General features: G+C 69.9%; 18 protein-coding genes. 7 read left to right on the forward strand and 11 right to left on the reverse strand.

The genetic code is table 11. From position 1 onward, the window contains the following. Both G406_RS50305 and G406_RS0127385 read left to right on the forward strand, forming a co-directional pair. A complete protein-coding gene (locus tag G406_RS50305) occupies positions 1-1476 on the forward strand; it encodes a class I adenylate-forming enzyme family protein (protein ID WP_051342751.1) in 1476 nt (491 codons plus the stop codon). A gap of 237 nt (positions 1477-1713) precedes the next feature. Continuing rightward, positions 1714-2163: a universal stress protein gene (locus G406_RS0127385; RefSeq protein ID WP_028936231.1), complete on the forward strand. Its 450-nt coding sequence runs from the start codon at positions 1714-1716 to the stop codon at positions 2161-2163. Between the two features lie 100 nt (positions 2164-2263). On the opposite strand, the gene kstR is transcribed toward G406_RS0127385, so the two are convergent. From kstR to kstD, 6 genes are all read right to left on the reverse strand, one after another. After that, positions 2264-2896 (reverse strand): cholesterol catabolism transcriptional regulator KstR, encoded by a 633-nt coding sequence (gene kstR / locus G406_RS0127390; RefSeq protein WP_028936232.1) that lies wholly within the window; start codon positions 2894-2896, stop codon positions 2264-2266. Between the two features lie 133 nt (positions 2897-3029). Then, positions 3030-3896, reverse strand: a complete 867-nt coding sequence (locus G406_RS0127395) for a MaoC/PaaZ C-terminal domain-containing protein (protein WP_028936233.1) — start codon at positions 3894-3896, stop codon at positions 3030-3032. A 40-nt stretch (positions 3897-3936) separates the two neighbouring features. Beyond that, a complete protein-coding gene (locus tag G406_RS0127400; RefSeq protein ID WP_028936234.1) occupies positions 3937-5016 on the reverse strand; it encodes a ferredoxin--NADP reductase in 1080 nt (359 codons plus the stop codon). Continuing rightward, entirely contained in the window at positions 5009-5284 is a 276-nt protein-coding gene (locus tag G406_RS50310) for a hypothetical protein (RefSeq protein WP_037078512.1), read from the reverse strand. Before G406_RS50310 ends, G406_RS0127400 begins: the two co-directional genes overlap by 8 nt. After that, positions 5281-6459, reverse strand: coding sequence for a 3-ketosteroid-9-alpha-monooxygenase, oxygenase component (locus G406_RS0127410; RefSeq protein WP_028936235.1), 1179 nt, complete (start codon positions 6457-6459; stop codon positions 5281-5283). The genes G406_RS50310 and G406_RS0127410 overlap by 4 nt, the downstream gene beginning before the upstream one ends. Then, positions 6456-8174, reverse strand: coding sequence for a 3-oxosteroid 1-dehydrogenase (kstD, locus tag G406_RS0127415; protein WP_028936236.1), 1719 nt, complete (start codon positions 8172-8174; stop codon positions 6456-6458). Before kstD ends, G406_RS0127410 begins: the two co-directional genes overlap by 4 nt. Positions 8175-8297: 123 nt before the next feature. Between kstD and G406_RS0127420 the strand changes: the two genes are divergently transcribed. The 5 genes from G406_RS0127420 to G406_RS0127440 are packed head-to-tail and all read left to right on the forward strand — an operon-like array spanning position 8298 to position 14076. Beyond that, the gene (locus G406_RS0127420) at positions 8298-9911 is read left to right on the forward strand and encodes an FAD-binding protein (protein ID WP_028936237.1); all 1614 of its coding nucleotides are present in this window, start codon (positions 8298-8300) and stop codon (positions 9909-9911) included. A 31-nt stretch (positions 9912-9942) separates the two neighbouring features. Further along, a complete protein-coding gene (hsaA, locus tag G406_RS0127425) occupies positions 9943-11133 on the forward strand; it encodes a 3-hydroxy-9,10-secoandrosta-1,3,5(10)-triene-9,17-dione monooxygenase oxygenase subunit (protein ID WP_037078514.1) in 1191 nt (396 codons plus the stop codon). A 2-nt stretch (positions 11134-11135) separates the two neighbouring features. Continuing rightward, complete coding sequence (hsaD, locus tag G406_RS0127430; RefSeq protein WP_037078517.1) at positions 11136-12011, forward strand: 4,5:9,10-diseco-3-hydroxy-5,9,17-trioxoandrosta-1(10),2-diene-4-oate hydrolase; 876 nt, start codon at positions 11136-11138, stop codon at positions 12009-12011. Further along, on the forward strand, positions 12008-12910 hold the full coding sequence (hsaC, locus tag G406_RS0127435) for an iron-dependent extradiol dioxygenase HsaC (RefSeq protein WP_028936240.1): 903 nt from the start codon (positions 12008-12010) through the stop codon (positions 12908-12910). The genes hsaD and hsaC overlap by 4 nt, the downstream gene beginning before the upstream one ends. A gap of 5 nt (positions 12911-12915) precedes the next feature. Next, entirely contained in the window at positions 12916-14076 is a 1161-nt protein-coding gene (locus tag G406_RS0127440) for an NADH:flavin oxidoreductase (protein ID WP_425414628.1), read from the forward strand. Positions 14077-14116: 40 nt separating this feature from the next. On the opposite strand, the gene G406_RS0127445 is transcribed toward G406_RS0127440, so the two are convergent. The 5 genes from G406_RS0127445 to G406_RS50315 are packed head-to-tail and all read right to left on the reverse strand — an operon-like array spanning position 14117 to position 19760. Next, positions 14117-15202, reverse strand: coding sequence for an acyl-CoA dehydrogenase family protein (locus G406_RS0127445; RefSeq protein WP_051342752.1), 1086 nt, complete (start codon positions 15200-15202; stop codon positions 14117-14119). Next, positions 15199-16185, reverse strand: a complete 987-nt coding sequence (locus G406_RS0127450) for an acyl-CoA dehydrogenase family protein (RefSeq protein WP_028936243.1) — start codon at positions 16183-16185, stop codon at positions 15199-15201. Before G406_RS0127450 ends, G406_RS0127445 begins: the two co-directional genes overlap by 4 nt. Further along, positions 16182-17321, reverse strand: coding sequence for an acyl-CoA dehydrogenase family protein (locus tag G406_RS0127455; protein ID WP_028936244.1), 1140 nt, complete (start codon positions 17319-17321; stop codon positions 16182-16184). Before G406_RS0127455 ends, G406_RS0127450 begins: the two co-directional genes overlap by 4 nt. A gap of 6 nt (positions 17322-17327) precedes the next feature. Further along, positions 17328-18155 (reverse strand): enoyl-CoA hydratase, encoded by an 828-nt coding sequence (locus G406_RS0127460; protein WP_028936245.1) that lies wholly within the window; start codon positions 18153-18155, stop codon positions 17328-17330. Positions 18156-18164: 9 nt separating this feature from the next. Next, the gene (locus G406_RS50315; protein ID WP_051342753.1) at positions 18165-19760 is read right to left on the reverse strand and encodes a FadD3 family acyl-CoA ligase; all 1596 of its coding nucleotides are present in this window, start codon (positions 19758-19760) and stop codon (positions 18165-18167) included. Position 19761 lies beyond the last annotated feature (1 nt).

Raw genomic sequence — 19761 nt, forward strand, 5'->3', positions numbered from 1 at the left:
GTGGACCGTGACGACCACGCGTGGCCGCTGGCGGAGCAGTTGTGGAGCCTGTGTCAGGTCGATCGTGACCGGCGCGCGGTGTGTGTCGCCGAGCAATGGTGGACCTGGGGGCAGGTCACCGACGTGGCCCGTGCGGTGGACGAGCGGTGCGACGGCGGCGCCGGCCAACGGGTCGGGGTGGTGCTGGAGAACCGGCCAGAGTTCGTCGGCGCGGTGATCGCGGTCCTGGGGCGTGAGCGCTGCCTGACCACGGTCAGCCCCCTGCAGCCGACTCCCCGGCTGGTCGCCGACCTGCGAGCCTCCGGTCTACGGCTGTTGGTCGCCTCGCCCTCGGTGTGGGACCGTCTCGACGGCGAGGACCTGCCGCTGCGCGGCTACCGGCTCCACCGGGACGGATCGGTCGACGTCGTGAGGGATGCGCCGAGGGGCGAGGACGCGCTGCCCGGTGTCGCGGTCGAGATGTTGACCTCGGGCACGACCGGCCCACCGAAGCGGGTCGGCCTGGGGTACCGGCAGCTGACGAGGTCGCTGCGATCGGGGGGACAGCCCTCGGTGGAGCCGCGACTGTCCGACGACGTGAGCATCACGGCGACCCCGCTCGTGCACATCGGCGGTCTGTGGAGTCTGTTGATGGCGCTGGACAACGGGCGCGCGACCGTCCTGCTCGAACGGTTCGAGGTCCAGCCGTGGGCGGCCGCCGTCGAGCGGTACCGGCCGAAGGGCACCGGCGTCGTCCCTGCCGGTATCCACATGCTGCTGGAATCGGACGTGGCGAAGGAACGGCTGGCCAGCCTGCTGATGATCAAGTCGGGAACGGCGGCGCTGGACCCCGCGCTCGCTGAGGGGTTCACCGCTCGATTCGGCATCCCGGTGCTGCCGGTCTACGGCGCCACCGAGTTCTGCGGTGCCGTCGCGGGCTGGTCCCTGGCCGACCACCAGGAGTACCGGACGACGAAGCGGGGGAGCGTCGGCAGGGCGGAGCCGGGGGTCGAGCTGCGGGTGGTCGACGAAACCGGCACGCCGGTGGCCGAGGACGTTCCCGGCCGGCTCGAGGTGCGTACGGAACAGGCGCCTGGCAGACCGGACGAATGGACCGCGACGACCGACCTGGCGAGGCTCGATGCGGACGGCTTCCTGTACATCCTGGGCCGGGCCGACGCCACGATCGTCCGGGGTGGCTTCAAGATCGACCCGGCCGCAGTTGTCCACGTGCTGGAGAGCCATCCCTCGGTCCGGGAGGCGGCGGTGGTCGCCCTTCCGGACGAGCGGCGCGGGCAGGTTCCGGTCGCGGCGGTCGAGGTCCGCGCCGGTGTGTCCGTCCCGGCTCCGGACGAGCTGATGCGGCTGTGCCGGGACCGTCTGCTGCCCTACGAGGTGCCCGCGCAGGTCCGGGTCGTCGACCGGCTGCCGAGGACGCCCTCGCTGAAGGTGAGCAACGTCGATCTGGTCAAGATGTTCGGCGCCGCCGCCGAATAGCCTTCTCCATCTGGGCTATTGCGTCTATTTTATGTCGATTAAGGGGCTGGAATGGTGCGCTTGCGGCATAGCGCTGTGTGATGCCCCACTGTGCCGCCGGTTCACTCCTGGACGTCGGGCGTCTTGTGCTCTAATCGGAACATCGGAGCTGGGAGGGGCAGAGCGGCTCGTTTTCCCTCATCGACAGGTCTCTGGCGAGGCCGTCGACGCCAGATTCTTTGATGCGGAGGGTTCAAGATGGGCGCTTTCAAGCGGATCGTCGTCGGTTCCGACGGTTCGGACACCTCATTGGTCGCGGTCGACCGGGCAGCCGCCATCGCGGCCGACGGCGACGCCGAGCTGCTGGTGGTCGCGGCGTACGAGCCCGCTCGCCGGGCGCAGGTAGAAGTGGCCGCCGATGTGCTCGGCGCAGAGTCGTTCCAGGTGGTCGGCTCGGCGCCGGCGGAAGAGGCGCTGCGTGTCGCGGCGGCGCGGGCGAAGGACGCCGGAGTGCAGCGGCTCGAGACCAGGGCTGTGCAGGGCGCGCCGGTCGACGTTCTCGACACGGTCGTACGGGAGGCCGATGCGGATCTCGTGGTGGTCGGCAATGTCGGTCTCAATACTCTTGCCGGCCGGGTCCTGGGTTCCGTGCCACGTGGCGTCGTCCGTCGCGCGGACATCGACGTACTGATCGTGCACACTTCCTGAATCCGCTAACCGCGTCATGAATAGTGTCGCGACCCCGAGGCGAAACAAGCCGGTGTATTCCCTGGTCGCCTTCTCGGGTGACCCGGGACCTTTCTGGGGGCTAGCTTTTCTCCGGTCTGGAATGCGGGCTCATGAGAAGGCGCACGGTGAGTTCCAGCCTGCGGGTGACGTCGTCCGCGGAGGCCCTGCGGGTGATCCAGGCGATGAGGTTCGCCATCCAGACGTCGGTGATGACCCTGGCGATCGCCTTGTCCTCCTCCGTCGGGTCGGTGATGCCGACGGCGACGGTCAGCATGCGTTCGCTCAGCCGGTCGACCTGGGTGACCTCCGCGGTCACCGACGTATCGGCGAACATGAACGCCCTGGTGATCGCCTCGGTGAGCATGGGCTCGCGCTGCAGCGACCGGGTGTTGTGGGCCAGAACGTAGAGCACCCGCTCGGCCACCGTGTCGCCAGGGACCGGTGATCGTTCGAGCTTGTCCAGGGTGCGGCTGAACTCCCTGATCAGACCGGACACCAGCAGGTGAATCTTGGAGGGGAAGTAGCGGTACAGCGTGCCGAGCGCGACATCGGCGCGTTCCGCAACAGCTCTCATCTGCACCGCGTCGAAACCGCCCTTGGTCGCCAGCATCATGGTGGCGTCGAGGATGCGAGTGCGGCGGTTTCGCTGGGCCGGCGAGCTGAGATCGCTCTCGGCGAGCGCGCCCGTGGCGGGCTGTGGCTCTGCGGTCATGTGCGGCGATCCTTGTCGGCTCGTGCGTGGTCCAGGGCGCACAGCTGGGCCAACGGTGTGGCGTGCGTGCCGTCCAGCATAGGAACTTGTTGCAGTCCCGGGGTCCAGGACACCTGTGAGCTGAGTCAAATACTCACACACTCGCGGGCGTGAGGAAGGCGTCGCTCAGCACGGGCGCCTCGTCGCGTTCGACGACCGTGGTGAGCAGCGCGAACCCGTCATCGGTCCGCCAGACCTTCGTGCGCAGGGTCTCGCCGGGCAGCACGATGCCCGCGAAGCGGGCGCGGTACCCGCGCACCTGTGCGACGTCGCCGTCGAGCAGACCGTCGACGACGGTCTTGCACACGATTCCCCAGGTGCACAGACCGTGCAGGATCGGCCGATCGAACCCGGCACGGGCGGCGAACCCTGGGTCCGCGTGCAGCGGGTTCCGGTCCCCGCACAACCGGTACCAGAGCGCCTGTCGTGCGAGCGTCGGGGTGAGCAGCTCGACGTCCGGCGCACGGTCGGGCAGCGGGGTCCTGTCGGTGGAGCCCCGCGAGCCGCCGAAGCCACCCTCGCCCTTGGCGAAGATGCTGGAGCGCGCGGTCCACAGCGCGGTGCCCAGCTCATCGGTCACGGTCGTCTCCTGCACGATCACCGCCGCCCGGCCCTTGTCCTGCAGGTCGGAGATGCGGCCTCGGGCGACGCCGGAGCCCGACGTCGGGAGCTGGCCGGAGACGGTGATCTCCTGGCTGCCGTGCACCACCGACGCGAGGTCGATCTCGATGCCCGGCATCGAGACCTTCGGCGGCTCGGTCTCGCGCAGTGTCGGCGCCACGACGCCGAACGTGGGCAGCACCTGGAGGTCGTCCTCGAGTGCGTAGCGCAGCTCGCGGGGGTCCATCGGATCGGCGCCCGCGCCCAGACCGAGGTGGTAGAGCAGCACATCGGACGGTGTCCAATCGAAGGTCCGCTCGGGCAGCTCGGCGCCCAGGGCGCGCTCGGGGTCGATCGGCATGGCAGCTCCAGTGTGGTGCGGAATGGGCTCGGGGGGACGCCTATTCGTCGTAGGTGATCGAGACGGAGTCGGTGACGGCGTCCGACTGGCAGGCCAGCACGTACCCCTCGTCGAGGTCGGTCCGGTCGAGTACCTCGTTGCGGCGCATGCGCACCTCGCCGGAGGTGACCCGGCAGGCGCACGCGCTGCACGCTCCCTCGCGACAGGAGAACGGCGCATCCAGGCCCCTGTCGCGCAGGAGGTCGAGCAGCAGCGTGCCGGAGGGCCAGCTGAACGTGTGCTTCTCGCCGTCCAGCTGTACCTCGACGGTCGTTTCGCTCGTGTGCGTCTCCGGCGTGGAGTCCGACGCCTCGATGCCGGCAGTGACCTCCGCCGCGACCTCTGCTGTGTCGAACGGGTCCTCGGTCAGCGACACGAACCGTTCGATGTGCAGCTTCTTGCGGGGCACGTCGAGGTCGCGCAGTGCGTGGCTGGCGGCGTCCATGAACGGCGTCGGCCCGCACAGGAACGCCTCCCGGTCGCGGAACGGCTGGGCCAGCTCGGCCAGCAGCGCCCTGCTCGGCAGGCCCTGCAGGCTCTCCAGCCAGTGCACCACCTGCAGTCGTCCGGGGTGGGCGTCGGCGAGCTCACGCAGCTCCTCGGCGAAGATGACCGACTGCTCGTCGCGGTTGGCGTAGAGCAGCACCAGCTTGCCCTTACCGGTGGCCAGTACGGTGCGCAGGATCGACATGACCGGGGTGATACCGCTGCCGGCGGCGATCAGCAGCAGGTCGGAGTCCACGGAGCGGGGCGTGAAGGTCCCGGCTGGTGGCAGTGTGTCCAGCTCGCTGCCGGCGACCACGTTGTCGCACAGCCAGCCGGAACCGCGCCCGCCCTCGACCCGTTTGACGGTGACCGTGAGGTCGCTGCCGTCGTGCGGCGAGCTGGACAGGGAGTAACAGCGGGCCAGCGACGAGCCGCCCGACTCCGGGATCCGCAGGGTGAGGAACTGGCCCGGTCGGTAGGCGTAGGTGTCGGCCAGCTCGGCCGGCACCTCGAACCGCAGTGACACGGCATCGGCCGTCTCCTCGCGGACCTCGGCGACCCTGAGCCGGTGGAACGTGGTCGCGGCGTCAGCCACCGGGTATCACCAACTGTCCTCTCGTGAGCGCCGCGCTGACCTCCCGCTGCAGGTGAGGGCAACCGTCCCGGCCGGTGTAGGCCGGGCAACGGCTGACCGCATCCGTCGTCCACTGGATGCTGGTGTGGGCGAGGCTGTTCTTCTTGACCCGCACCACTCCGTCGCACCGGCGGCAGCTCAGGTCGGACAGGCCGTCCTCCAGATACGCCTGCCGGTCGGCCGCCGTGCGTTCGGCGAGCTCGTCCGGCGCACGCATCGGGCCGGTCACGTCGGCTGTCCGCTCGGCTGGGCGGTGTCCTGCTCCTTCTGCCTCTCCTCGGCCTGGCGTGCCAGGTTCTCCTCGACCTCTTTCTCCCAGGTCTTCACGGCGTGGGAGGTGTCGACCTCGAACTCGAAACGCTGGGTCATCTGCTCGGTGACGTCCTCGACGTCGACGTAGAACTGCTCGTACCAGCGCCGTAACTGGTAGAGCGGGCCGTCCTCCTCGCACAGCAGGGGGTTGTCGATCCGGGTCTTGTTCTTCCAGATCTCCACGTCCTGCAGGAAACCGGCTTCGGTGCCCTTGGAGAACTTCGCCGCGAGCTTGTTGGCCTGTTCCCTGCTCAGCCCCGCCGGCTTCTGCACGATGACGCCCCAGTGCAGCATGAACGAGTTCTGGCTGGTCGGGTAGTGGCTGTTGATCAACACGACGTCGAGCGGGAAGCCCTTGAAGTCGTGGGTCAGGTAGTCGATCATGTACGACGGTCCGTAGTAGGACGCCTCGGACCGCAGGGCGTCGTCCTTCTCCGAGTAGGCGGAGTTGGATGCGACGTCCGGCCGCGCCCTGGTGTTCAGGTACTGCGTGGCGACGTGACCCTCGAACACGTTCTTGAAGTACGTCGGGAAGCCGAAGTGCACGTAGAAGAAGTGCGCCATGTCCACCACGTTGTCGATGATCTCCCGGCAGTGGGAGCCCTCGATGTGGATCGAGTTCCAGGTCCAGTCGCTCCAGTCCTCGGAGAACGCGCCCTCGATCCGGGGGATGGCGAGCTCCGGACCCGGCTCGCGGCCCTGCGGGTCGTGCCAGATGAACAGCTGCTTGTTCTCCTCACAGGTCAGCCACTTGCGCGTGCGTGCCCTCGGCGGGACCCGCTTCGCGTAGGGGATGCTGACGCAGCGGCCCTCGCCACCCCACTGCCAGCCGTGGAACGGGCACGCGACGGCGTCGCCCTTGATGGTGCCCTGGGTGAGGTCGCCGCCCAGGTGGCGGCAGTAACCGTCCAGCACCTTGAGGTCGCCGGAGCTGTCCGCGAACACCACGAGCTTCGTGCCGAACGCGTGCACGGCATGCGGCTTGCCGTCGCGGAACGGCTCGGCGAGACCGAGGCAGTGCCAGCCGCGCGCGTACCGGGTCGGTGACGTGCCGACGTCGATGGTCCGGACTTCGTCCTCGCGCTGAGTCATGCCACGCCTCCTGTGTTCGCTCGGTCCTCGGTGGCTGGTTCGACCGATTCGGTGGTGGTGGTGGTGTTCTCGGTGGCCACGATGTCCATCGCGGCCAGGTAGCCGAAGGTCATCGCGGGGCCGATGGTGCCACCGGCGCCCGCGTAGGTGTTGCCCATGACCGAGGCGCTGACGTTGCCGGCCGCGTACAGGCCGGCGATGACCGAGCCGTCCGGGCGCAGTACGCGGGCTCGTTCGTCGACGCACACGCCGCCCTTGGTGCCCAGGTCGCCCGGCACGATCTTCACCGCGTGGAAAGGTGCGACCTCGAGCGGCGCGAGGGACGGGTTCGGGCGGTGCGTCGGGTCGCCGTAGTAGTGGTCGTAGGCGCTCTCGCCCCGGCTGAACTGGTCGTCCCGACCAGCCTTGGCGGCGACGTTGAACTTCTCCACGGTGTTCCGCAATGCGCCCGGCGGCAGGTCGATCAGGGCGGCGAGCTCCTCGAGGGTCGCGGCCGAGTACACGACGCCCGCCTTGCGCCAGCGGCCGGGGAACGGCTGGCGGGGGCTCAGCCCGGCGAAGGTGTACCGGTTGCGGTAGCGCTGGTCGGCGATCAGCCAGGACGGAATGTGCGGGACCCCGGTGGCCTCACCGTCGTACATGGCGTGGACCGCGTCGACGTAGGGCGCCGACTCGTTGACGTACCGCTCGCCGGCCCCGTTGACCAGGATGCACCCGGGAAGGCTGCGCTCGGAGAGGCAGAAGTACGGGCCGCCGGTGAGTGGGATGGAGGGGCCCCACCAGGCGTCGTCCATCAGTCCCAGCGCGGCGCCGATGCGCTCGCCGGCCAGGATTCCGTCGCCGGTGTTGCTCGCCGCCCCGGTGGTCCAGTCCGCGCCGATCGGCGAGCGCTGGTACTTGACCCGCATCTCGGCGTTGCGCTCGAAGCCCCCGCTGGCCAGGATGACGCCCCGAGCGGCACGAATCTCCAGCTCGGCTCCGTCGCGTCGCACCAGCACCCCGGTCACCCGGTCGCCGTCGCGGCGGAGCTCGACCAACGGAGTGTCGAGCCAGACCGGCACGTCGAGCTTCATCAGCCCCGCGCGCAGGCCGGCGACCAGTGCTTGCCCGAAGGTGACGGTGTGGTGGCGGCGCAGCGCCGTCAGCACACGGCGTCCGGCGACCCGCAGGGCACGCAGTACGCCACGTGGGTGGCGGGCGATCAGGTTGAGCCATTTGTAGTCGGCCGCGGTGACGGCGATGCCACCCGGGGTGCCGATGTAGGGCGGGTTCAGATGGGCGAGCTCGTCGCCGAGAATCTGACCGTTCATGGGCTTGGGCTCGATGCTGCGCCCGCCCGGCATCCCGCCCGGGAGCTCGGGGTAGTAGTCCGAGTAGCCCGGGATCCAGGCGAACTTGAGCGGAGTGAGTGCGCGGACCAGCTCCAGCATCGCCGGTCCGTTGTCCAGCAGCGCCGTGACTCTCGGTTCCGGTACCGAGTCGCCCAGCAGGTTCTTCAGGTAGGCGGTGGCGCGATCAGGGGTGTCCTCGACTCCCGCGTCGAGCAGCACCGAGTTGTTCGGTACCCAGACAGCGCCGCCGGAGCGTGCGGTCGAGCCGCCGAACTTGTCGGCCTTCTCGACCACGACGACGCGCAATCCCTGGTGTGCCGCGGTGAGCGCCGCGGTCAGCCCGGCGGCGCCGCTGCCCACGACAACCACATCACACTCGTGCATGTCACCTGCCTATCAGCCGACCTGAATGGAACATGTTATAGAAACATCGCACAATGATGACAAGCTGTGGGAGCCTGTCGCAGCACAGTCTACTAGAACGTGTTCCATTTTTGGAGGTGCCGGGTGGACTTCGAGGCAGAACTGGCCGCGGACGTCGTTGTCGTGGGGTTGGGTGCGGCGGGCGCCTGCGCGGCGATCGAGGCGGCAAGGGCGGGCGCTGAGGTCGTCGTGCTCGACCGGTTCAACGGCGGCGGTGCGAGCGCGATGTCCGGTGGCATCGTCTACGCGGGTGGCGGAACCACCATCCAGCGACAGGCGGGCGTGGAGGACACGCAGGAGGCGATGTTCGAGTACCTGCGGCGCGAGGTGGGCGACGTGGTGTCCGCCGAGACGCTGCGCCGCTTCTGTGACGGCAGCGTCGAGATGATCGACTGGCTGTCCGATCTCGGGGTGCCGTTCGAGGCCAGCCTGTGTCCGTACAAGACGTCGTATCCCAGCAACCGGCACTACCTCTACTACTCGGGCAGTGAGGCGGCTGGAGGGTTCCGGGACGCGGCGAAACCTGCGCCACGAGGGCATCGGGCGCACGGCCGGGGGATCTCGGGGAAGGTGCTGTACGACCGAATGGCCGACGCGCTGCGTGCGCTCGGCGTCCGGGTGCTGACTCAGACCGCGGTGAAAGACCTGGTCACCGACGATTCGGGGCGGGTGGTCGGGGTGGAGTGTCGCCGGCTGACCGGCAAGCCTGCCGCGAAGCACCGGCGGCTGTCGAAGTACGCGGCGAAGCCGGGCGTCTACGCCCCGCCGCTGCGCAAGAGGCTGAACGCCCGGGCGGAGGCGGTGGAACGTCAGCACGCGAGGCCGCTGCGTGTCCACGCGCGCCGAGGTGTCGTGCTCGCCGCGGGTGGGTTCATCGAGAACCGGGAGATGATGCGGCGGCACGCGCCGGCCTTCCGGGGGGGTCTGCCGCTCGGGACCTCCGGTGACGACGGCAGCGGGATCCGGCTCGGCGAGTCGGCGGGCGGGGCGACCGCGGAGCTCGACTCGGTCTCGGTGTGGCGTTTCATCAGCCCGCCGAGCGCGTTCCTCGGGTCTCTGCTGGTGGATGCCAAGGGGCGGCGCATCTGTGACGAGTCGCGCTACGGCGCGGCGCTCGGGCACGCGATGGTCACCGAGCACGAGGGGCGTGGGTGGCTCATGGTCGACGCGGACCTGGTCAGGGAGGTCCGGCGGCAGATCGGCTCCCAGACGGTGTGGTTCCAGCGTATGCAGACCGAGTACCTGCTGCGGTCGAGGCGAGTGAGCGGCGTGACGGTGGAGGAGGTGGCCGCGAAGGCCGGAGTCGACGCCGAGGGTCTGCGTGCGACGGTCGAGGCGCACAACGCGGCGGCAGCCGCCGGTCTTCCCGACCCGGCGGGCAAGCCGGCCGAGTTCGTCCGACCGATGATCAAGGCACCGTTCGCGCTGCTGGACATCGCCGTCGGACCGAGCATGCTCTATCCGTGCCCGATGTTGACGCTCGGCGGCCTGAGGGTGAACGAGGAGACCGGCGCCGTGCTGCGGTCGGACGGCGAGCCCGTCGCGGGACTGTTCGCGGCCGGTCGCACCGCCGTGGGGATCTGCTCGCGGTCCTATGTGAGCGGCTTGTCCCTGGCGGACTGCATCTTCTCCGGACGCCGGGCCGGGCGACACGTGCAGGCGGCCAGCGGGCTCGACACAAACAAGAACGTGTTCTAGTCTTGGGATGCGGGTAGAACGTGTTCCATCGATGTGTGAAGACGAAACGAGGCAGCGCGTGAGCGAGAAGGTCATCGAGGCCGTGCAGGAGCTGCTGCCGGCACTCCGGGAACGGGCCCAGGACGCGGAGGACGCGCGGCGGATCTCCGACGAGTCGGTCAAGGCACTGCAGGAGGCCGGTGTGTTCCGGCTGCTGCAGCCCGCCCGGTTCGGTGGCTACGAGGCCGACCCGCTCACCTTCTACACCGCCGTGCGGACGATCGCCGGCGCATGTGGCTCCACCGGCTGGGTGTCCTCGGTCCTCGGCGTCCACCCGTGGCAGCTGTCGCTGTTCCCGGGGCAGGCGCAGGACGACGTGTGGGGGGACGACCCGCACACGCGTATGTCCTCGTCGTACGCCCCGACCGGCAAGGCGACGCTGGTGGACGGCGGGTACAGGCTGACCGGCCGGTGGGCCTTCTCCTCCGGCTGCGACCACGCCACCTGGGTGTTGCTCGGCGGGATCGTGCTCGACGACAAGGGCAACCGGGTCGACTTCAAGACCTTCCTGCTGCCGATCAGCGACTACACGATCGACGACGTCTGGCACACCGTCGGCCTGCGCGGCACCGGCAGCAACGACATCATCGTGAACGACGTCTTCGTGCCGGCACACCGCACGCTGAGCTTCATGGACACCACCCGGTGCGTGTGTCCCGGGCAGGAGGTCAACCCCGGTGCGCTGTACCGGCTGCCGTTCGGCTCGGTGTTCTCCTACACGATCACCACACCGATCATCGGCATGGCGACCGGCGCCTACCAGGCGCACCTGGACTACATGAAGAAGCGCGTCCGGGTCTCCTACGGTTCGAAGGCGGCCGAGGACCCGTTCGCCCAGGTCCGGATCGCGGACGCGGCCAGCGAGATCGACGCCGCGTGGCTGCAGCTGGAGAACCACATGGGCGCGCTGACACGCCATGCAGAGGCCGGTGAGCAGATCCCGATGCCGCTGCGGTTCGCGGTCCGCCGTGACCAGGTCAAGGGAACCGCCCGGTGCATCGCCGCGGTGGACAAGCTGTTCGAGAACTCGGGTGGCAAGTCGCTCAAGGTCGGTACGCCGATCCAGCGGTTCTGGCGCGACGCCCACGCCGGGCGCGGCCATGCGATCAACGATCCGGAGCGGGCGTTGTCGATGTTCGGCGCGATGGAGCTCGGGCTCCCGGTCCAGGACGCGATGGTGTGACGATGACTTCCAGTACAGCGGCGAACCTGCGGGAAGGTCAGTTCGCGGACGTCGAGCCGGGTGTCCGGCTGCACTACCACCAGGCAGGGGAGCAACACGACGAGGCGGTCGTGATGCTGCACGGTGGTGGCCCGGGCGCGACCGGATGGAGCAACTTCGGCCGCAACCTCGAGGTGCTGGCCGGCTCGCTGCGCACGGTCGCGGTGGATCAACCGGGCTTCGGTGGCTCGGGGTCGCCGATCGAGGGCAGCCACTACTTCACCCACAGCGCGGACACCCTGCTCGGGCTGCTCGACCATCTGGGGATCGAACGGGCCCATCTGGTCGGCAACTCGCTCGGTGGCGGAACCGCGGTCCGGTTCGCCCTGCGCCACCCGGACCGTGCGGGGCGTCTGGTGCTGATGGCTCCCGGTGGCCTGACCCTGAACGTGTTCGCACCCGAGCCGACCGAAGGGATCAAGAAGCTGTTCGGCTTCGCCGCGCCGCCCGGGCCGTCCCGCAAGAAGCTGGAGGGCTTCCTCCGGACCATGGTGCACAACCAGGAGCTGGTCACCGAGGAGCTCATCGACGAGCGGTTCGCCGCCGCGAGCAACCCGGACACGTTGGCCGCGATGGCCGTCATGGGTCGCATGATCATGTCGGCTCCGGAGGAGGGCATGCTGTGGCGAGAGGCCCACAAGCTGCGTCAACGGGTGCTGTTGGTGTGGGGGCGCGAGGACCGGGTCATCCCGATGGACGGGGCACTGGTCGCGCTCAAGCAGATTCAGCGGGCGCAGCTGCATGTCTTCGGCGGCTGTGGACACTGGGCGCAGGTCGAGCGGTTCGACGAGTTCAACCGGCTCGTGCTGGACTTCCTGGGTAAGCGGGGTGGGTCGTGATCCGGTCGCTGGGTTACATGCGCATCGAGGCCACCGATGTGGCGGCGTGGCGCGAGTACGGGCTCAAGGTCCTCGGCATGGTCGAGGGCAAGGGCGCTCAGCAGGACGCTCTCTACCTGCGGATGGACGACTTCCCGGCTCGGCTGGTGATCGTTCCCGGTGAGCACGACCGTCTCGCGGTGTCCGGTTGGGAGACGGCGAACGCCGCCGGTCTCGCGGCGGTGCGGGACAGCCTCGACCACGCCGGTGTGGCCTACAAGGAGGGCACCGCCGCCGAGCTCGCCGACCGCCGGGTCGACGAGCTCATCCGCTTCGAGGATCCGTCCGGCAACGTGCTCGAGGTCTTCCACGGCGCGGCACTGGAACACCGCAGGGTGGTGAGCCCGTACGGGCACCGGTTCGTCACGGGGGAACAGGGCCTGGGCCACGTCGTGCTGTCCACGAAGGACGACGAGGCGTCGCTGCGCTTCTACCGCGACGTGCTCGGGTTCCGGCTGCGCGACTCGATGCGGCTGCCACCGCAGCTGGTCGGCCGACCTGCGGACGGGCCGCCGGCCTGGTTGCGCTTCTTCGGCTGCAACCCCCGGCATCACAGCCTGGCGTTCCTCCCGATGCCCACGCCCAGCGGGATCGTGCACCTCATGGTGGAGGTCGAGGACGTCGACGACGTGGGCCTCGCGCTGGACCGCGCGAACCGCCGCAAGGTGAAGATGTCCGCGACGCTGGGCAGGCACGTCAACGACAAGATGCTCTCCTTCTACATGAAGACACCCGGCGGATTCGACGTCGAGTTCGGGACGGAGGGCCTCGAGGTCGACGACACGGACTGGATCGCGCGGGAGAGCACCGCGGTCAGTCTCTGGGGCCATGACTTCAGCATCGGCGCCCGCGAACAGTGAACGGGGTGTTCGGACCGGCCCGTCTCGGGCCGGTCCGGCTACGCAACCGGATCATCAAGGCGGCCACCTTCGAGGGGCGTACACCGCGCGGCGTGGTCACCGACGAGCTGATCGAGTTCCACCGGGCCGTCGCGGCAGGTGGTGCGGCGATGACGACCGTGGCCTACTGCGCGGTGGCACCCGAGGGCCGGACCGAACGCCGGCAGATCGTCATGGGACCGGATGTCGTGCCTGGCCTGCGTCGGCTCACCGATGCGGTGCACCGGGAGGGTGCCGCCGCATCCGCCCAGCTGGGGCATGCGGGCCCGGTCTCGGACTCGAGCTCGACGGGGAACGCTGCCCTGGCGCCGTCCTGGCGGCTCAACCCGATGAGCATGCGGATCACCCGCGCCGCGACCGAGGACGACCTGCGGCGGATCGTGCGGGTCCACGCCGACGCGGCATGGACCGCCGTGGAGTCCGGTTTCGACGCCGTTGAACTGCACTTCGGGCACAACTACCTGATCAGCTCGTTCCTGAGCCCTCGGTTCAACCGTCGGCGCGACGAGTGGAACGGCTCGACGGAGAAGCGGGCGCGGCTGGCCCGCGACGTGGCCCGCGCGGTACGCGAGCGGGTCGGCGACCGGATCGCGGTGCTGGCGAAGTTCGGCATGGACGACGGTGTGCGCGGTGGTCTGCGACCCGAGGAAAGCCTCACGGTCGCCCGCCTGCTGCAGGCCGACGGCGCGCTCGACGCCCTGGAACTGACCTGCGGCAGCTCACTCGGCAACCCCATGTACCTGTTCCGGGGCGACGTGCCGGTGCGCGAGTTCGCCGGCGCGTTCCGGCAACCGCTGCGCGCCGGCATCCGTCTGTTCGGACGTGCCGTGCTGCACGAGTACCTGTACGAGGATGCGTACCTGCTGCCCGAGGCCCGGAAGTTCCGGGCCGCGCTGACCATGCCGCTGGTACTCCTCGGCGGTGTGACCAGCCGCCGGGTCATGGATCACGCGATGGTCGAAGGGTTCGACTTCGTAGCGATGGGTCGAGCGCTGCTGATGGAGCCGGACCTGCCGAACCGGCTGCGGACCGAACCCATGGCGCGGTCGGCGTGTACGCACTGCAACAAATGCATGCCGACCATCTACACCGGCACCCGCTGCGTCCTCGCCGCCCATACCTCGTGAGTGGTACGGGCGCCTATGGGTGCCCGTACCACTCACGAGGTCAGAGGACCCGCGCGGCCAGGCGGGTCACGTGCTCGTGGGGCTGGCCCAGCAGCTGGGCCGAGCCGTGGGCCCGTTTGAAGTAGCGATGTGCCTCGTGCTCCCACGTGATGGCGATGCCACCATGGATCTGGACCATCTCGGCTGCCGCGCGGCATGCGGTCTCGCTGGCGTGGGTCTTGGCGACCGCGGCCAGGAGCGGCAGCGTGGCGCCACCCGCCCGAGCCGCCGCCCACACCGCCGACCGCGCGGTCTCGACCTGCACGTATAGATCGGCCATGCGGTGCTGCAACGCCTGGAACAGTGCGATCGGGTGCCCGTACTGCACGCGCTGCTGGGTGTAGGCGACCGTCGCGTCGAGGCAGTGCGCGGACGCCCCGACCTGTTCGGCCGCCAGCGCGACACAGCCGACGTCCCGGACGTTCGCCAGTGCGGCCGCATGGTCGACGTCGGCGCCCAACGGGCGGGCCGCGCAGCCGTCGAACGTCACGGTGGCCAGCGGTCGCGAGCCGTCCAACGCCACGGCGGCCGCGCGGACCGTGTCGCCAGGGTCGACCTCGAACAACCGCACCCAGCCCCGCTCGTCGCGCGCGGCGACCACGAACACGTCGGCGGCCGCGCCGTCCAGCACGTAGTGTGCCGTGCCGTGCAGCCGGCCGTCCCAGTGGCAGACCGGCGCGAGCGGGTCCCAGGTACCCCGCTCGCCCGCCCAGACCAGCGAGGCGACGGTGTCGCCTCGGGCGACCCGGGGGAGCAGGCGGGCGCAGGCCTCGTCGTCACCGGTGCCCAGCAGGGCGGTCGTCGCGATAACGGCGGAACCGAGCATGGGAGCGGGGGTGAGGGTGCGGCCCAGCTCCTCGAGCACGACGCACACCTCGGGCAGTCCCGCACCGGCACCGCCGAAGCGTTCCGGGACGGCCAGCGAGGCGACCTCGATCTCGCCGCACAACTTCGCCCAGGCGCCCTCGCCGGGGGTGCGGTGGAGCAGTGTCCGAACGGCGGCGCGCAGGGCGTCCAGCGCTTCGGTGTGCTCGGCGTCGTCGGTCTCGGGGATCGGGTCGGCTCCGGTCACGTCGATGCCGCTCATCGCAGTGCCTCCCGAACCTTGGCCCGGTGCACGGCCGGCGTTCCCCAGGTTCCGATCAGCGCGCGCACCTTGGTGAGCGACAACGACAGGTCGTGTTCGAGGGTGTACCCGATCGCCCCGTGCACCTGCAGCGCCGTACGCGCGGCCCGATGCGCGGCCGTGCCGGCGGCGACCTTGGCAGCGGAGACGTCCCGGCCTGCCGTCGCGGACCGGCTGTCGAGCGCGACCGCCGCTCCGTACAGCAGCGGACGGGCAAGCTCCAGCCCGACATGGACGTCGGCGAGCTGGTGTGCGACCGACTGGAACGACCCGATCGGCCTGCCGAACTGTTCACGCTGGCCCGCGTAGGCGACGGCCTGTTCCAACAGGCCGGTGCCCGCGCCGACGAGCTGCGCGGCGCAGGCCAGCACGCCGAAGTCGAACGCCCGGTTCACCGCGTCCGGGACATCGGTGGCCATCGGCCGGATCGGGCCGAGGCGGAACAGCCGCCGCGCCGGATCGAGTGACCGCAGCGGTCCCTCGACGGTGCCCTCGGCGACGCCGACCGATCCGTCCCCGGGGTTCACGGCCACGAGGATCCCTGTGACGTCGGCGTCGAGGGCCAGCGGAACGTGGGGCGGCGCGACCATGCCGGCCAGCAACTCACCCTCGGCCAGCGCCGCGAGCCGCTCCAGGTCGCCCAGCTGAGCGAGCAGTGTGGGCACCGCCGCGATCGACTCGACGACCGGGCCGGGCACAGCGTGCCGCCCGAGCTGCTCGAAGGCGACGACCAGGTCGACCGGGTGTGCACCGAGGCCAGCCGCCCGCTCCGGTACGGCGAGCGCTGTGACCCCCAGCTCGGCGAGCTGCTTCCACAGCCCCAGCCCCGGCGAGGTGTCCTCGGCGGCCCAGGCGCGAGCGACCGTGGGTACGTCGGAGTCGCTCAGCAGCTGATGCAGGCTGTCGGCGAACTGCCGTTGTTCGGTGTCCAGGGTGAATCTCATCGGCGTCCCCTCGGTAGCCCGAGCAGCCGCTCCGCGACCACCCCGCGCTGGATCTCGTTCGTGCCCGCGTAGATCGGGCCGGAGAGGGCGAACAGCCAACCATCGGTCCAGCGCCCGGTGAGCTCGGCTTCCGGCCCGAGCAGGTCCAGCGCCGTCTCGTGCAACGCCAGGTCGAGCTCGGACCAGGTGAGCTTGTCGATGCTGGACTCGGGCCCCAGCGCGCCACCCTCGGCGAGCGTGGTGACCGTGCCCAGGGTGCGCAGGCGGTAGGCCTGAGCGGTGATCCAGGCGTCGGTGACCCGATCGGCCATGGCGGTGTCGGCCGGATCACCGACCTCGCGCCACAGGTCGACCAGCCGGGCGGCCGTGGCGAGGAACCGGCCGGGACTGCGCAGCGACAGTCCCCGTTCGCTGCTGGTCGTGCTCATCGCGACCCGCCAGCCCGCGCCGACCTCACCGAGGACGTCCTCGTCGGGCACGAACACGTCGTCTAGGAACAGCTCGGCGAACCCGGCCCGGCCGTCCAGGTGCAGGATCGGGCGTACCGTGACGCCCTCGGCGCGCAGGTCGAACAGGAAGTACGTCATGCCCGCGTGCCGGGAGGCGTCCGGGTCGGTGCGGAACAGCCCGAAGGCGCGGTCACCGATCGGGGCCCGGGAGCTCCAGGTCTTCTGGCCGTTGAGCAGCCAGCCGCCCTCGGTCCGGACGGCCGTGGCGCGGATGGCGGCCAGGTCGCTACCGGCGCCGGGTTCGGACCAGGCCTGCGCCCAGACGTCCTCGGCCCGGGCCATCCGGGGCAGGTACCGGTCGCGTTGCTGCTGGGTCCCGTGCTCGAACAGTGTCGGAGCGAGCAGGAACAACCCGTTCTGGCCGATCCGGGCGGGAGCACCCGCGGCGTGGTACTCGTCCTCGAAGACGAGCCATTCCAGCAACGGGACACCCCGGCCGCCGTACTCCTCGGGCCAGCTCACGACGGACAGCCGTGCGTCGGCCAGCTGCCGTTCCCATGCCCGGTGCGCCTGAGCGCCCTCCTCGGTGTCCATCGGGGGCAACGGCTCGGCCGGAACATGCTCTGCCAGCCAGGTACGCACCTCGTCGCGGAACCGTTCCGCGTCGGTGCCGAGCTCGAGATCCACCCGCGGTCAGCTCTCGTCTCGCATGGAACGCGCGTCCTGGCCCGCCAGCGAGTCCTTGGAGACCTCGGCGTTGTGCGCGTGGGCCAGGTGGTGCAGGCCGAACACCGAGTCCATGCCCGACCGCATACCCATGAGGTCCTCGGCCTGGTTGACCGCCTTCTTGGTCAGCGCGAGCCCGAACTGGGGCATCGTGGCGATCCGGTCGGCGAGCGTGAAGGTCTCCGCCTCCAGCTCGTCGCGCGGCACCACCCGGTTGACCATGCCCCACTCCTTCGCGCGGGCGGCGGGGATGCGCTCACCGGTGAACAGGAACTCCTTGGCGAACCGGGGCCCCATGACCCACGGGTGGGCGAAGTACTCGACGCCCGGGATCCCCATCCGCACCACCGGGTCGGCGAAGAACGCGTCCTCGCAGGCCACCACCAGGTCGGCGCACCAGGCCAGCATCAGTCCGCCGGCGATGCAGGCGCCCTGGACCATGGCGATCATCGGCTTCGGGAGCTCACGCCATCGCCTGCACATGCCCAGGTAGACCTCGCTCTCCCTGGCGAAGCGCTGGTCGCCGCCCGAGCGGGTCGTGTGGTCCCACCAGACGACGGCCCTGCGGTCGAACGACTGGTCCACATCGCGTTCCGGCGTGCCGATGTCGTGCCCGGCGGAGAAATGGTCACCGGAGCCGGCGAGCACGATGACGCCGACCTCGTCGTCCTCCACCGCGCGGCGGAACGCATCGTCGAGTGCGTAGGTCATCGCCGAGTTCTGTGCATTGCGGTACTTCGGGCGGTTCATGGTGACGACGGCGGTCGCCCCCCGACGTTCGTAGGAAACGGTCACGTCAACTCCTCATCGATGGGAAGCGGCACGCAGCTCGGTCTTGAGGACCTTGCCGGAGGCATTACGGGGTAGTTCGGTGCGGAACTCGACCTGGCGCGGGACCTTGTAGCCGGCGAGTCGGCTTTTGCAGAACGCCAGCACGTCCTGGACGCGCAGCGTGACACCGGGCCGGGGTACGATGAAGGCCTTCCCGACCTCACCGAGCCGCTCGTCGGGCACTCCGATGACGGCGGACTCGCCGACCCCCTCCAGGTGGGCCAGAGCCTGCTCCACCTCGGCGGGATAGACGTTGAAACCGCCGCAGATGTACATGTCCTTGAGTCGGTCGGTGATCGTCAGATAGCCGTTCCGGTCCAGCGTGCCGATGTCGCCGGTGTGCAGCCAGCCGTCGGCGTCGATCGTCTCGCGGGTCGCGACGGGATCGTCCAGGTAGCCGCGCATGACGTTCGGTCCGCGCAGCAGCACCTCGCCGCTCGCCGAGTCGATCCTGATCTCGAACCCCGCCGTCGCCCGTCCGCAGGTGCGGGCGACGACGGTGGGGTCGTCGCCGGGACGGCACATCGTGGCCATCACGGCCTCGGTGAGCCCGTAGGCGGTCAGCACGCTGTCGAAGCTCAGCTCGCGCCGCATCTCCTCCACCAGCGCGACCGGCACACTCGCAGCTCCGGTCACCGCGACCCGCAGGCTCGACAGGTCGTGGTCGGCGCGCGAGGGGTGGTCGAGGATCGAGCGGTACAGGGTCGGAGCGCCCGGCAGCACGGTGATCCGCTCGCGCTCGATCAGGCGCAGCGCCTGCTCGACGTCGAACACCGACAGCGGCAGGATCGTCGCACCGCTGACAACACACGCGAGGATGCCGGCCTTGTAACCGAAGCTGTGGAAGAACGGGTTGATCACCAGGTAACGGTCGTGCTCGGTGAGCCCGGCATGTCCGGCCCAGGCGGCGGCGATGTCGAGCGCCTGTTCGTGCGCACTCATCACGCCCTTGCTCCGACCGGTCGTACCCGACGTGAAGAGCACGTCGCTGATCTGGTCCGGTCGCACCGCCTCGGTGTGGACCTCGGCCTTCTCGACCGGCACCCCCTCGGCGCGCCTGGCGATCTCCGACCACGCGATGCCGTCCCGGGTCTCCCGTCCTGGCATCGGGACACGAAGGATCGTGGACGGACCAGAGCCGCTGCCTTCGGCGAGCAGACCGGCCTCACGCAGCTCGGCGAGGCGGTCGACGCCGAGGAACTCGTCGGCGACGACCAGCGCGCTCGCGCGTGACCGGGTGAGGACGTCCAGTGCTTCATGTCCGGTGAACCGCGTACTGACCGGGATGAGAGTCGCTCCGAGGGACAGTGCGCCGAGCGCCGAGACGACCCAGTGCCAGGTGTTAGGTGCCTGGACCGCGACCCGGTCACCCGGCCGCACCCCCTCCGTGAGGAAGAACCGTGCCAGTGTCTGCACCTGATCGTGCAACTGCGACCAGGTCAGCCGCACGTCACCGTCGACGAGTGCCTCTCGGTCCGGCCGGCGCAGCGCCGTCGCGGCGAGCGCGGCGGGAACGGTGCTCGGGACCGCCGACGAACTGCTCGGCTCGCCGGGTAACGAGGCTCGCACC

The sequence above is a fragment of the Actinospineispora spinosispora DSM 44797 genome, assembly GCF_000429025.1.
GTDB lineage: Bacteria > Actinomycetota > Actinomycetes > Mycobacteriales > Pseudonocardiaceae > Pseudonocardia > Pseudonocardia spinosispora.

What these genes read in the sequence shown, in the direction of transcription:
- G406_RS0127445 (WP_051342752.1), bottom strand. Translation starts at nt 15,202, where the DNA reads ATGAGCGGCATCGACGTGACCGGAGCCGACCCGATCCCCGAGACCGAC.
- G406_RS0127450 (WP_028936243.1), bottom strand. Translation starts at nt 16,185, where the DNA reads ATGAGATTCACCCTGGACACCGAACAACGGCAGTTCGCCGACAGCCTG.
- kstD (WP_028936236.1), bottom strand. Translation starts at nt 8,174, where the DNA reads ATGCACGAGTGTGATGTGGTTGTCGTGGGCAGCGGCGCCGCCGGGCTG.
- G406_RS0127385 (WP_028936231.1), top strand. Translation starts at nt 1,714, where the DNA reads ATGGGCGCTTTCAAGCGGATCGTCGTCGGTTCCGACGGTTCGGACACC.
- kstR (WP_028936232.1), bottom strand. Translation starts at nt 2,896, where the DNA reads ATGACCGCAGAGCCACAGCCCGCCACGGGCGCGCTCGCCGAGAGCGAT.
- G406_RS0127395 (WP_028936233.1), bottom strand. Translation starts at nt 3,896, where the DNA reads ATGCCGATCGACCCCGAGCGCGCCCTGGGCGCCGAGCTGCCCGAGCGG.
- G406_RS0127410 (WP_028936235.1), bottom strand. Translation starts at nt 6,459, where the DNA reads ATGACTCAGCGCGAGGACGAAGTCCGGACCATCGACGTCGGCACGTCA.
- hsaA (WP_037078514.1), top strand. Translation starts at nt 9,943, where the DNA reads ATGTGTGAAGACGAAACGAGGCAGCGCGTGAGCGAGAAGGTCATCGAG.
- hsaD (WP_037078517.1), top strand. Translation starts at nt 11,136, where the DNA reads ATGACTTCCAGTACAGCGGCGAACCTGCGGGAAGGTCAGTTCGCGGAC.